11 protein-coding genes are annotated in these 14,175 nt (G+C 40.0%); 4 read left to right on the plus strand and 7 right to left on the minus strand.

The window, feature by feature from the left end; all coding sequences use genetic code 11:
- Positions 1 to 78: 78 nt before the first annotated feature.
- From bfr to KIP84_RS14560, 6 genes are all read right to left on the minus strand, one after another.
- Positions 79 to 543, minus strand: a complete 465-nt coding sequence (bfr, locus tag KIP84_RS14535) for a bacterioferritin (protein ID WP_001214863.1) — start codon at positions 541 to 543, stop codon at positions 79 to 81.
- Between the two features lie 252 nt (positions 544 to 795).
- A complete protein-coding gene (ligA, locus tag KIP84_RS14540; RefSeq protein ID WP_213688805.1) occupies positions 796 to 2,835 on the minus strand; it encodes an NAD-dependent DNA ligase LigA in 2,040 nt (679 codons plus the stop codon).
- Between the two features lie 94 nt (positions 2,836 to 2,929).
- A complete protein-coding gene (locus tag KIP84_RS14545) occupies positions 2,930 to 3,976 on the minus strand; it encodes a cell division protein ZipA C-terminal FtsZ-binding domain-containing protein (RefSeq protein WP_213688806.1) in 1,047 nt (348 codons plus the stop codon).
- A 1-nt stretch (position 3,977) separates the two neighbouring features.
- Positions 3,978 to 7,427, minus strand: coding sequence for a chromosome segregation protein SMC (smc, locus tag KIP84_RS14550; protein ID WP_213688807.1), 3,450 nt, complete (start codon positions 7,425 to 7,427; stop codon positions 3,978 to 3,980).
- 10 nt (positions 7,428 to 7,437) lie between these two features.
- Positions 7,438 to 8,133: a GntR family transcriptional regulator gene (locus KIP84_RS14555; RefSeq protein ID WP_002120391.1), complete on the minus strand. Its 696-nt coding sequence runs from the start codon at positions 8,131 to 8,133 to the stop codon at positions 7,438 to 7,440.
- Positions 8,134 to 8,389: 256 nt separating this feature from the next.
- The gene (locus KIP84_RS14560; protein ID WP_014205929.1) at positions 8,390 to 9,193 is read right to left on the minus strand and encodes a sulfite exporter TauE/SafE family protein; all 804 of its coding nucleotides are present in this window, start codon (positions 9,191 to 9,193) and stop codon (positions 8,390 to 8,392) included.
- 30 nt (positions 9,194 to 9,223) lie between these two features.
- Here KIP84_RS14560 and KIP84_RS14565 point away from each other — a divergent pair, with 30 nt between their 5' ends.
- Positions 9,224 to 9,976 (plus strand): biotin--[acetyl-CoA-carboxylase] ligase, encoded by a 753-nt coding sequence (locus KIP84_RS14565; protein ID WP_068565938.1) that lies wholly within the window; start codon positions 9,224 to 9,226, stop codon positions 9,974 to 9,976.
- Positions 9,977 to 9,991: 15 nt separating this feature from the next.
- Positions 9,992 to 10,726, plus strand: a complete 735-nt coding sequence (locus tag KIP84_RS14570; RefSeq protein ID WP_005071015.1) for a pantothenate kinase — start codon at positions 9,992 to 9,994, stop codon at positions 10,724 to 10,726.
- A gap of 49 nt (positions 10,727 to 10,775) precedes the next feature.
- Here KIP84_RS14570 and ffh read toward each other — a convergent pair whose 3' ends face one another.
- Entirely contained in the window at positions 10,776 to 12,188 is a 1,413-nt protein-coding gene (ffh, locus tag KIP84_RS14575; RefSeq protein ID WP_002120334.1) for a signal recognition particle protein, read from the minus strand.
- Positions 12,189 to 12,328: 140 nt separating this feature from the next.
- Between ffh and ccsA the strand changes: the two genes are divergently transcribed.
- A complete protein-coding gene (ccsA, locus tag KIP84_RS14580; protein ID WP_068526718.1) occupies positions 12,329 to 13,138 on the plus strand; it encodes a cytochrome c biogenesis protein CcsA in 810 nt (269 codons plus the stop codon).
- Positions 13,139 to 13,222: 84 nt separating this feature from the next.
- Complete coding sequence (locus KIP84_RS14585; protein ID WP_025465414.1) at positions 13,223 to 14,167, plus strand: tRNA-dihydrouridine synthase; 945 nt, start codon at positions 13,223 to 13,225, stop codon at positions 14,165 to 14,167.
- The last annotated feature ends 8 nt before the right edge of the window (positions 14,168 to 14,175 follow it).

Consider the following 14,175-nt stretch of genomic DNA (forward strand, 5'->3'; position numbering starts at 1 on the left):
TAAAATCAACATCTAAGTCAAGACTTCATTTTATTAAAATGAGCCAATAAAAAAACCCAGCCTTAGCTGGGTTTTTTATTAAATTTGAGATTGAATATAGTTTTGCAAGCCAATCAACTCAATTAAACGTAATTGCTTTTCTAACCAGTATGTATGGTCTTCTTCAGTATCTGATAATTGTTGACGCAACATATCACGGCTAATGTAATCGCCCTTCTCTTCGCAAAGTTTGATACCTGTCGCCAACTTTTCACGAACATGATATTCAAGCGCCAAATCAGCTTTTAAACAAGATACAACGTCTGTACCAACATTGATATCTTCACGGTGCATATTTGGTTTAGCACCTAAAAACAATACACGGCGAATGATCGCATCAGCATGAGAAGCTTCTTCTTGCATCTCATGATCAATACGTTCATAAATTTTATTTAAACCCCAATCTTCATACATACGAGAATGGATTAGATATTGATCACGGGCAGCCAATTCTCCGCCAATGAGCATATTTAAATAGTCTATGACTTCTGGATTGCCACGCATAATAAATCTCCTATCGTATGAGAACTATTATGGGCAATCTTAAAAGTGATTGCAAAACAAAAAATGGTTAAGTTTATGATTTTTATCAAATTAAAATGAGAAACATACGCATTTGCAGTTTAAGTTATTTAAATTTCCTCTGCAAAAAGAAACGCTTGTCCAATTTATAAGTTCAGACAAGCGTTAAAATATGGCTCAAACCATCAATTTATAAATTTGTAACTAAAATCAATGGTTCTTATTTCGGTAGATCTATTCGCTTAAAGTCTGCCCGTAGCTTGCCATAAGTGATAAGAAATTAGTCTCATTCATAACAGCAATACCTAGTTTTGCTGCTTTTTCTAATTTCGAACCAGCCTTCTCACCCGCAACAACACATTTGGTTTTACTCGATACACTACCGCTTACACGTGCACCTAATGCTTGTAGCATTTGAGTCGCCTGATCACGGGTCATTTGCTCTAAAGTGCCTGTTAATACCCAGCTTTCGCCATTTAATGGCTGTCGTGTTGGTGCAGTCGGTGCATCCCAATGAATTCCTGCCGCAATTAAGCGATCAAGCACTTCTATGTTGTGCGGTGCCAAGAAAAAGTCAGCAATCCATTCTGCAGTAATATCGCCAACATCTGGTGTTTTCTTTAAAGCTTCAACATCAGCAGCTTTAAGCGCTTCCAAAGTTTGGAAAGTATTGGCTAACATTCTAGCTGTTGTTTCACCTACCCCACGAATTCCCAGAGCATAAATAAAACGCGCAAGCGTTGTCTTCTTACTGGCTTCAATGGCATCAATTAGATTTTGTACCGATTTCTCACCCATTTTTTCAATCCCGAGTAAAGTTTCTCGGTGTTCGTGCAAATGGTAAATATCGGCAACATCTTTGAGCAAATCGAGGTGTAATAAAGACTCTACCCAACGATCACCTAGACCTTCAATATCCAGAGCTTTACGTGATACGAAGTGACGAATCGCTTCAATACGCTGTGCAGCACAATACAGACCACCAGAACAACGTGCTAAAGCTTCCCCTTCAGGCATTACCACTGGTGAGGCACAAACAGGACAGTTTTCAGGTAAATATACAACTTCGGCATCAACAGGACGGAATTCTGGCCAGACTTTTTCTACTTTAGGAATAACATCGCCTGTACGATAAACACTCACCGTGTCACCAACACGTACATCTAGGCGATGGATCTCACCAATGTTGTGTAAAGTTACATTGGAAACTGTAACTCCTCCCACAAATACAGGGTTTAAACGCGCTACAGGAGTCAAAGTACCTGTACGCCCTACTTGCCAATCAATCTGATCAACCGTAGTTAATGCAGCTTGTGCAGGGAATTTATAAGCAGTTGCCCAACGTGGTTCACGACTTAAAAAACCAAGTTGTTGCTGTTGCTTTAAGTCATCAACCTTTACAACCATCCCATCAATTTCAACTTGTAAATCTGAACGTTCTTGCTGAATTTGCTCATAACGTTGCTGTACTTCTTGAATTGAATTACAAAGATATTGACGTTCAGCAATTTCAAATCCAAGTTTTGTGAGCCATTGCAGACTGTCATGCATGGTAGTTAAGCCATGATTAGGTTCACATTGAGCGATGCCGTAAGCATAAAATGCTAAAGGTCGAGCCGCAGCAATATTAGGATCGAGTTGTCTTAAACTACCAGCTGCGGCATTACGCGGGTTGGCAAATGTTTTATCGCCTTTGGCTTCCTGTTCAGCATTGAGTTTTTCAAAACCAGACTTTGGCATAAGTACTTCACCACGAACTTCCAGCAAACGTGGAATTTCAAAGTGATCTGAATGTAACACTTTAGGCAAATTACGAATCGTTTTAACGTTCTGGGTAATGTCCTCCCCAGTTTCTCCGTCACCACGTGTAACGCCACGTATTAACACACCATTTTCATACCAAAGAGAAATCGCAAGACCATCAAGTTTTAGTTCGACTTCGTATTGTACTTTTTGATTAGGCAAACGCTCCTCAACACGACGTGCAAATGCGAATAAATCTTCCTGATTAAAAACGTTCCCCAAAGAAAGCATCGGAACTACATGAGTCACACTTTGAAATTTAGAAAGTGCTTGTCCACCTACTTTTGTAGTTGGTGAATCTGATTGAACAAGATCAGGATATTGCTCTTCTAAAGCTTTTAACTGGTGAAATAAATGGTCATATTCACTGTCCGAGATTGTCGGCTGATCCATGACATAGTAGGCATGGTTATGCTTTGCAATCAGTTGAATAAGCTGACGCATCTGTTCGATCACGGAAGTTGTTGCCATTATGTTATTCACCATAAAAAAGGGTGGAAATTTCTCCACCCTGAGCTGCGACTAGATATGTTGCAATTATCGCAACGAACGTAAAAAATTAAAACTAGGCGGTCGCCTGTGCCGGACGATAATCAATCACATGATGACGCCAGTGCTCTTTTAACTGTGGCGTAAATTCAAGATTATTCTCATCGTAAACTTTGCCATCAATTTCGCGAGCAATTAAACCTGCAATACTCGCCATCATGTCAAAACCAGTCACGGCTTTACTGTTTGGAAGCGCAAGGAAAAATGCTAACCCTTGAACTTGTTCAGTAGATAGAGTTTCAAGATCAAAACCAGCTGGTCCATTGTCTGTCATACGTAATACAGAGAACATGAGTACACTTGGCTCATCGGTATTTTCATAACGATGGAAGCAAGACATTTCACCATAGCGTAAACCATATTTTAACAGCACTTTAAGCGCTTTATCGCCAGACAATGCACGACGAGGGTTTGGATACACATTTAGCGCAATAATCTGTTCAGCCATCGCTAATGCACTTTCATCATCATAACGTTGCTGTTCATGTAAATGCACATCCAGAATATTACTCTCGCCTTCAAACTCAGCAATTTCGGCAGTTTCAATATTCGGGTTTAAACTCAACTCAGGCTCAGTTTTTTCGCTTTCAGCTTCCAGATTTTCTTTTGCTAAAGCTTCAGCTTCCGGTTTAACAGAAACTGTATCAACCAACTCAACTGAACCATCTTTATGAATGGTAGAGCTTGGTACTGTTTGTTCAGATTTAATTTCTTCTACAGAAGTGTTTTCAACAACTGCTTGAGTTTGTTCAGTTTGAATTGCTTTAGCGGGTTCTACGGTCTCAATTTCTGACTGTTTTGTTTCAGGTACTTGAGACGGCGCAGCTTCGCTTAAAGTCGGTTCTACTCGCTCTGCACTAGTCACCGCTACAGATTCAGCTTCAGTTTTCTCAAGCTGATCTCTCACGTGCCTAGGTATAACCGGTTGATTACTATCAGGATTAATATGCAAATCACTGTCTAATGAGGGTTCAGCATGGTTTGGCTTTTTTAAAATCATTTTTAAGCCAATTAGCATAATTATAATGGCAACAACGATGCCAATAATCGTATTGATTTCCATTCTATGACTCCGAAACTAACCCGTATTCTTTTGCCTGTTCTAAATCGACAGTGACTAATTTTGATGTACCCGGTTCAGGCATGGTCACACCCAACAAATCAGTTGCCATGGTCATCGCCAGCTTATTATGTGTAATGTAAATGAATTGTACATGTTCAGAAAGTTCTTTTACCAAATTACAATATCTCTGAACATTCGCATCATCAAGTGGTGCGTCCACTTCATCTAGTACACAAAACGGTGCCGGATTTAATCTAAAAATCGCAAATACTAATGCTAACGCTGTTAAAGCCTTTTCTCCACCGGAAAGTAATGCTAGAGAACTATTTTTCTTACCCGGTGGCCTTGCCATCAGTTTAACACCAGATTGCCAGTCATCTTCAAGACTTAAACTCGCCTCACCACCATTAAAAACCTTTGGAAACAAGTTTTGCAACTCCTGATTGATCTGATCAAAAGTTGTCATAAACAGCTTACGGGTTTCTTGATCAATGCTTTTCATCGCATCTTTTAATTGAGTTACCGTATTTTCCAAATCTTGAATCTGGTGACTCAGCTCATCAAAACGCTGATAAACTTCTTCAAACTCTTGTGAAGCGGCAAGGTTAACCGCTCCAATTTTTTCAAACTGTTTCTGCACTTTTTCCAGTTTTTGCTGGTGCTCGGCTAAATCTATTTGTAAGCCTTTTTGAAGTTCGGCATTTAGCTCTTTAAGCTGCTCTTGATAATGCTCACGATCTGACTTGGCTGCTTGCCATGCCAATCGTTTCGCTTCAAGTTGTTCTCTAAGCTGCTCATCTTTTTGTTGATATTGATGACGCTGATCGGTCAAAGTCTGCTGTTTTTCCTGCACACTATTGAGTTCAAGCTGCCATTCATTCCAGTTCTTTTGTAACTTTTCAGTTTGAGCAAATTGTTGCTGAAACTCTGACTCAAGATTTGGTAGCTCTAATTGAATAGGGTCAACAAATTTTTTCGCTTGCTCCATTTGAGCTGCAATTTGCTGATATTGGCTTTGCAAGAATGAGATATCTTTTTCAAGCAACTCAATCTGTTGAGTTGTCTGCGTGCTATTACGGCGTAAAATTTCACGTTCTTGTTGCTGATGTTGCAGGGCTTGTTGCTGCTCGTCTAGCTGCTCTGTTAATTCTTCTACCCGAAATTGCAAAGTTTTATAGTCAGGTAAAATGGTTTCGAGCTTAATTGCTAATGCATGCAAATCAATTTCAAGATCATCTTTTTGCATTGCATCTTCTTCAAGCTGCATGTCTAACTGACCAAGTTGATCTTTTAATTGCTGTTTTTGCAGTAAAAATGCTTGTGCTGCGGTTTGTTGCTTGGCAATTTGCACATCAAGCTGTTGTAAGTCTTTTTGCTTTTGTTTCACAGCCTGCTGCTTATGCTGCACATCTAACTGTAATTGCGCTAATTCATCTTTTTGCTGAACTACAATTTGATCTAGTGTTTGTAATTGAGGTTGCTGCTTTTCAAGAGCTTGTTCAATTTCGTCTAGACGAATACGGTGGCTCAGCATACCTTGTGCACTTTGACTTTCGTCATCATACATAAGGGCAATCGCCCAATCCTGCCCGACATGATAGCCATCTAAAGTCAAAACAGACTGGCCATGTTGCAACTGCTTTTGCTCATTTAAAGCTTGAGTCAAATCTTGTGCAATCGCTACATTTGAAAAGATTGATAGTTGTGGTGATGCAATCCACTCATTTAAACAAGCCAAGTTCCCTTTAAATTTACTTGTTTGCTCTGAAGGTTTTAGCTGGCGAGCAACTCCTTCTTGAAAGACTTGTTCCGTCTCAAGAATATGAGCTTGTAACCATTTTGCTAAAAACTTCTCAACAATCTGCGCATGTGGTTTACCTTGCTCTGTTAACTCTAGAGCCTGCATTAAACTTAGCGTATCTTGGTTTTGCTTTGGACTTTGTTTAGCAACAAGCTGGCTTAAGTTTTTCTGCTCTGATAATAAAACTTGGATTTCTGTTTTCAGCGTTTGCTGCTGATTTTTACTTGACTGGTGTTGCTGTTGAGATTGCTCTAAATGCAGTAATTGCTGCTCAATTTCAGTTTCAAGCATCGAAATTTCACTATGCAACTGTTGTTGCAGTTGCTCAAGCTCACCCTGTTCATCTTCATGAACATGCGATTGAATTTGGTTTGCTTGATGCTGCAAAGTTTCTTTTTGCTGCTCAATGCGCTGGACATTTTTACCCAACTGTTCAATTTGAGCTGACATCTGCATTTTTTGCTGCTGTTGTTTTTCAACTTGAGCTTTTATTTGTTCAAACTGTTGTTGTGCTTGTTTTTGCTGAGATTGTAAATCAGCAAAGTTTTGTTCAGCCTCCGTCGCTGTATGCTCAACTCCAGTTAAAGCTTCTGTTTGTTCTTCTAGCTGATTATTCAGTGTTTCAAGTTGCAATTCAGAAAGCTGTAAACGTTCTTTAGTTTGGAATCTTTGCTGCTCTAACTGAACGAGAGTCGTACTATTTTGCTGGTATAGACTCTGTTTTTGTTCAAGAGTCATTTTAAGTTCAGATAGTTTCTTTTCAGCTTGTTGCCATTCTTGTTGTAGCGGTGAAGATTGCTGAATAAGTCGCTGAAACAAAGCACTGGTTGCTTCTAAATCATGTTCAATCGTGCTTAATTCTGAGCGAACCAATTTAAAGGTTTCACCCAATTCATTCATTTGAACGGTATATTCTTCTTGTAGGCGTACACTTTTCTCTGCCTGAAAAGATAAAATTTCAATTTTAAGCGTACGAATCTGGCTTTCTAAAGTTTTATATTGAACCGCTGCTTCCGACTGACGTTTAAGCGTCTTAAGCTGCGATTTTAACTCTAGTGCAATATCGTCTAAACGTGAAAGGTTTTGCTCTGTATGTTCAAGATGCTGCAAAGTTTCACGGCGACGAGCCTGATAACGAGAAACACCCGCAGCTTCCTCAATGAACACACGCATTTCTTCAGGCTTGGCATCAACCAAGCGGTTAATCATGCCTTGCTCAATGACCGCATATGAGCGTGGTCCTAAGCCTGTTCCCAAGAAAATATCGGTAATATCACGGCGGCGACAACGTGTACCATTCAAGAAATATTCTGACTTACCTTCACGAGTGACCTGACGGCGAACAGCTAACTCATTATAAGCATTATATGATCCGCCCAACTTTCCATAAGTATTATCAAAGCGTAGCTCAACACTGGCCACACCAACGGGTTTACGTTTGGAAGTCCCCGTAAAAATAACATCTTGCATGCTACCACCACGGAGCTGACGAGCGTTTGACTCCCCCATCACCCAGCGGATCGCATCGATTACATTGGATTTGCCACAACCATTTGGGCCAACCACTGCTGTGCGGTTCGCCTTAAAATTTAAGGTTGTACTATCTGCAAAAGATTTAAAGCCGGAAAGTTTTAAACTGCTTAAACGCATAATGCCCTAACTAGCGGCGTGAGCGTCTTGCCCAAGCCAATTCAATCTGTTTCATTCGTGTCAGCGATTCCAACACAAGGTTACGTAAGTGTCGACAAAAATCTTCCATAAATAAAGCGGCTTGTTGTGATTTTCGGATTAAAATTGCATCAGTCACGAGTTTAAATAATGCAAATGCTTCTTGTAGTTCCCGCTTAGAGGTATTTAAGGTCAAAAAATAACTACGACGTAATGAAGGTAATAACTCTTTATAAAATTTCATTAGATAAGGATTACCCACCATATCTTGCTGTTCAGCTAAATATTGGAACACCCCATCATAAAATTTTTCGATATCACCTGCTTTGACATGCTCAAGAAGTTGCTCTAATAGCAACTGTAATTGATCTGCTTCATGCGCACGCCATGTTTCGCTCATGCGTTGTACAATATGCCCCAATAACATCATATTTGTATCAAACAACGCTTTAACTTGTTGTGCAGACATTTCTGAAACAATTGCCCCGCGACGTGGAAAAATCTCAATTAAATGAGTACGCTCTAATAATAACAATGCTTCACGAACTGATCCTCGGCTAACGTCAAGTTCTTTGGCAATACGTAGTTCTTGAATACGTTCGCCTTCTACTAGCTCGCCACTAATGATTTGTTCGCTAATATATTTGACAATTTGCTCAGAAAGACTTTCTGTGTCTTCGAGATTCATAAATCACCCGCTACTTTTTATATGCATTAATCCATGCTTTTCTTTCGCATCCTTGTTTTTAACTGATCCCATCGATTAAAAACTATGTCATTGTCTGACAATTTTATTGCATTTTAAGCCAACTCATTTAAAAACAACACCAAAATCAGATGAATAAAAGCTTGGAACGCTCTTATATTTTATAAATAAAAAAAGCTCGAATTTCTAAAAACTCAAGCTTTTACACCACAGTCTTATAAATTTAAGATTTTAGTCTCTAGTGCATAATACCTTTATAAATAAAATAACTGCCTACCACCACTAACAGGCAAGCAAAGCATTTTTTTAACATCTGCGGCGACAACGCATGAGCAACCTTTGCTCCAAACTTCGCTGTGACAAAACTCATGACACTAATGCCAATAAAAGCATAGATATGCACATAACCAATCGTGTTAGGCACTGAGATTTGTTCTTTGGCACCAAACCACATAAAGCCAATCGCTCCAGCAACTGCAATTGGTAAACCACAAGCGGCCGAAGTCGCGACTGCTTTTTGCATGACCACGCCATGACGGTTTAAATATGGAACGGTTAAACTTCCTCCCCCAATTCCAAAAATTGCAGAGGCAATACCAATGCCTCCACCCGCCATGAATTGCATAGGGGTTGAAGGAAGCTGACGCGTTGGATCAACAACTACATGTGCTCCTTTAAACATCCGATAAGCCATCACAACCGCAAAAATACCAATAAGAAGTTGCAAATGTTGGCCAGACATCAGGTCGGCAATACCCGCCCCTAAAAATGAGCCCAACACCAGTCCAGGCGCTAAATTACGAAAAACAGGCCAAAGTACTGCACCCTTTTTATGATGAGCTGAAACAGAACTAAAAGACGTCACAATAATGGTTGCAAGCGATGTTCCGACTGCAATATGCATGATTACCGCGGGATCGTAGTGCAATTGGGTAAAAACGACATAGAGGATTGGTACAATAATTAGTCCGCCACCAACTCCAAACAATCCGGCAGTAAAACCAGCAATTGCGCCAATGAGTAAATATATGATTAACTCCATAAATGTTTTACCACTCTGCTCATATTCAACATGGATTTAGAGACTCGCCAACTACAACAACTTTTAAGCGCAAAAAACCAGCTTCCAGAAGTGGTTTTATTAAAAGCAACCACAACTTCGACCAATGATGATATTCGTGAAATTGCCCAAAAAGGCATTACAACGGGCTTGGTTTGCAGTGCTCAACAAACTCAAGGGCGAGGTCAACATCAACGGCAATGGATTTCACCTGAAGGAAACATTTATTTAAGCACATTGGTGCAAACTCGAACACCCTTAGATGGTCGCTTAGCACTTGAAGTTGCTCTGAATATTTTGCAAATCCCCCAGTTACAAGCTCTGAATCTGCAAGTGAAATGGCCAAACGATTTATATAGTGCTCAGGGCAAATGGGGTGGAATTTTAGTCGAACCACTGTCTCAGCATCAGGCTATTGTAGGTGTAGGTATTAATTTAAAAACACCACCAGTGACTGATAGTGATCAGCCAATTACCTCTTTAGAGGATTTAGGTCTAGAGCAAATGGGTCGTCTTGAGTTAATTTCAGAGCTCTATGTTGCCATTCAAAATGCTGCTCGCTGGTTTGATCATGGCTGCTACAATTTAGCGGGACGTTTTAACCATCATGCGGCGTGGATTAATCAGCTAGTTCAGTTTGAACATAGTCAAGGACTGATACATGGCCGTTTCGTTGGAATTTCCAATGAAGGTGCAGTAATTCTTGAAACTCCAGAACCACAGCAGTTTTATCAAGGTCGCCTAAGACCACAAATAACTCAGTAATCAGGTATTTTCCCCATGAAAAGTTTATGGCTTGATATCGGAAACACTCGTTTAAAATACTGGATTACTGAAAATCAGCAAATTATTGAACATGCAGCTGAGCTACATTTACAGTCTCCTGCCGATTTATTACTGGGTTTAATTCAACACTTTAAGCATCAAGGCCTGCATCGAATCGGAATTTCTTCGGTACTCGATACCGAAAATAACCAACGTATTCAGCAGATTTTAAAATGGCTTGAAATTCCAGTAGTTTTTGCGAAAGTTCATTCTGAATATGCAGGTTTACAGTGTGGTTATGAAGTCCCGAGTCAGCTCGGGATTGACCGCTGGTTACAAGTACTCGCTGTAGCTCAAGCAGATGAAAACTATTGTATTATTGGTTGCGGAACAGCGCTCACAATTGACCTAACTCAAGGTAAACAGCATTTAGGAGGTTACATCCTGCCTAATTTGTATTTGCAGCGAGATGCTCTTATTCAAAATACCAAGGGTATTAAAATTCCAGACTCAGCTTTTGATAACCTAAATCCGGGCAATAACACTGTAGATGCAGTACATCACGGTATTTTATTAGGCCTGATTAGTACCATTGAAAATATTATGCAGCAATCTCCTAAAAAGCTACTGCTGACTGGTGGTGATGCAACACTATTTGCCAAGTTCTTACAAAAATATGAGCCTGTGGTAGAAACCGATCTTTTACTCAAAGGATTACAGCAATATATTGCCCATTATCCTAAAGACTAAAATACAGAACAAAATAAAAGGCGCTATATGCGCCTTTTATTTTATGGATTTATTTCTTTTGGTCATTGTTACCAAACAGTGGTCCCATTCCGCCACCGCCGCCGCCAAATTGCTTTTGCATATTGCCTAATGAACGCATCATTTTGCTCATACCAGATGGATTCGCAAATTTCTTCATCATTTTAGCCATTTGCGCTTGTTGCTTAATGAGTTTGTTCACTTCAGCAACATCCATACCACAACCTGCCGCAATACGTTTTTTACGACTTGGGTTCATTAAGTCCGGATTACGGCGCTCTTTAACAGTCATTGACTGGATAATCGCTTCCATCTTCTTGACTTGTTTTTCAGGGTTCGCTTGCTCAATTGCTTGCTGAATTCCTGCACCGCTCATGCCAGGCAACTTGTCTAAGAAGCCCATCATACCGCCCATTTTTTTCATTTGTTCAAATTGCATCAGCATATCTTCAAAGTTGAAGCTACCGCCTTTTTGCAATTTTTTCGCCATTTTTTCGGCTTTTTCTTTGTCGATTTTACGTTCAACTTCTTCGACTAAAGAAAGTACGTCACCCATGCCTAAAATACGTTGAGCAACACGGTCTGGATGGAATGGTTCTAAAGCATCAAGCTTCTCACCCATACCCAAGAACTTGATTGGCTTACCAGTAATGGCACGCACAGAAAGCGCTGCACCACCACGTGCATCACCATCAGTTTTAGTAAGAATCACACCTGTCAGTGCTAAAGCATCATTAAATGCTTTTGCTGTATTTGCAGCATCCTGACCTGTCATGGCATCAACCACAAACAAGGTTTCAGTCGGCTTAACCGCTGCATGCAATTCTTTAATTTCGTCCATCATGTCTGCATCGACATGTAGACGGCCTGCCGTATCGACAATCAATACATCAGCAAACTGGATTTTTGCCTGTTCAATTGCACGATTAACAATATCAATTGGCTTTTCAGAAGGATCTGAAGGAATAAAGCCTGCACCCACTTCATTTGAAACAGTTTCTAACTGTTTAATTGCTGCTGGACGGTAAACGTCGGCAGAAACAGTCATTACTTTTTTCTTTTGACGTTCTTTTAAGAAACGTGCCAGCTTGGCAGCAGTGGTTGTTTTACCTGCACCTTGTAAACCAGCAAGTAATACTACAACAGGAGGTTTCGCACTTAAATCAAGTGTTTCATTCGCCTCACCCATCATCTTGGTGAGTTCGTCATAGACAATTTTTACAAATGCCTGGCCTGGTGATAACTGAGTCATCACTTCTTGGCCCAATGCCTCTTCCTTAACTTTCGCGATAAATTCACGAGTTACAGGTAACGCGACATCGGCTTCAAGAAGTGCCATACGTACTTCACGTAAGGTATCTTTAATATTGTCTTCGGTCAGCTGCCCTGAGCCAGTAACATTTCTTAAACTCTGTGTGAGTCGTTCTGTTAAGGTATCAAACATTGCAAAATCCGCTTAAAATGGCTAGTTGCAAAAAAATCTTTCTCGAAATAGAAAATTTATGCATAGAATGCTATAGGATACTTTAGTTCGCAGCGAATTTATATCTTATATAGATGAATTAATCCTGAAAAAGGTTTGACATGATTAGCCTCCCCTTGGTTTATACAATTTTGGCACTCATCGCATATACCACTTCTTTCTGGTATCTGTTTATTCGTTTAATGTCAAAACGTGAACCAAACTCATGGTTATTTGCTTTTGTTACTATCTTGGCATTAGTACTGCACGGCACAGTTTTATGCGATGCCATGCTTACACCAGCAGGAATTAACTACGATGTATTTAACCTGATGTCTTTTACATCGGGGCTTATGTTATTGTTAAGCTTAATTTTTAGTACTTTCCGCCCTATTCTGCCGTTAAACTTGTTAGGCATTCCTGTCGCAGCTATTGGTCTTATTTTAGGGTTTGCCTTTAGTCGACCAGATCAATTTATTGAACAGCATTCGTTAGGACTTGATACTCATATCATTCTTTCGCTTTCTGCCTATGCAGTTTTACTGATGGCAACCATACATGCGATCTTAATGTGGTTCCAAAACCGTGAACTCAAAAAGAAACAAAAAAAACGCTTTTGGGTCAACTTACTCCCGCCAATTCAGGCGATGGAATCTTTATTATTTGACCTAATCATTACAGGTTTCATTTTATTAACGATTGCGCTTACATTTGGTTTTTTAACAATTGATAGCTTCTTTGCTCAGCATCTCGCTCATAAAACCGTATTTAGTATTATTTCTTGGTTTATCTATGGCTCATTACTGATCGGCCATTACAAACTTGGCTGGAGAGGTCAAAAAGCAATTCGTTTTACCTTAATCGGTTTCGTACTTTTAGCGATTGGATTTATCGGCAGTAAATTTGTGCTTGAGATGATCTTAGGGCGCTAGAGAAATTAAAATTTAATCGATACTAGACAGCGTTATGCATATCCCGTATAACGCTGTTTTCGTTTTACTCAGGTGACACAGACTGTGAAACTCATACTCGCTCCAATGGAAGGTTTAACTGACCCGATCATGCGGGATACACTCACATCTGTTGGTGATTTCGACTGGTGTGTGACCGAATTTATTCGCGTTACAGACAGTATTTTGCCAGACCACATCTATTATAGTTTTTGTCCTGAACTAAAAAATGATGGTAAAACAGCAGCCGGTACCCCTGTTCATGTTCAGTTCCTAGGTAATAACCCAGATATGCTGGCAGCAAATGCAGCAAAAGTTGTTGAATTGGGTGCACCTGCAATCGACCTTAATTTCGGTTGCCCTGCAAAAACCGTTAATCGACATCGTGGTGGTTCAGTCCTTCTGGATGAACCAGACGTGGTACATATGCTGATTAAAGCAGTAAGAGATGCGGTACCTGCACACATTCCTGTTTCAGCAAAAATGCGTTTAGGTTATCTCGATGAAAACCATACGATGGAAAATGCCCACGCTGTTGAAGATGCAGGTGCAAGCTGGTTAACGGTTCATGCTCGAACTAAAGCAGATGGCTATACGCCACCAGCTTATTGGGAAAAAATTCTACCTATTAAAGAAGCTTTAAAAATTAATGTGATTGCTAACGGTGAAATCTGGACCAATGCTGATGCTAGAGCCTGTCAGCAACAATCTGGTTGTGAAGACTTAATGATTGGCCGTGGTGCGGTAACGACTCCAGATTTAACCCAATGCATTCGCCAAAATATGGATGAAGCATTATTTAGTTGGGAACAACTTGTTGATTTACAAATTCGCTTTTTAAATGGTCAAGCAAAAACAGAAATTGGGATGGTTGGTCGTTATAAGCAGTGGTTAGGCATGATGACCAAAGCCTATCCTCAAGCGAAAGAATTATGGGATCAAGTGAAACGTATTAAAGCTTTAGATGAAATTGTTCAACAATTAGAACACACCAGATCAGATACTATTTAACTCGGCAT

It is taken from the genome of Acinetobacter sp. BHS4, from assembly GCF_018454425.1.
GTDB lineage: Bacteria > Pseudomonadota > Gammaproteobacteria > Pseudomonadales > Moraxellaceae > Acinetobacter > Acinetobacter pittii.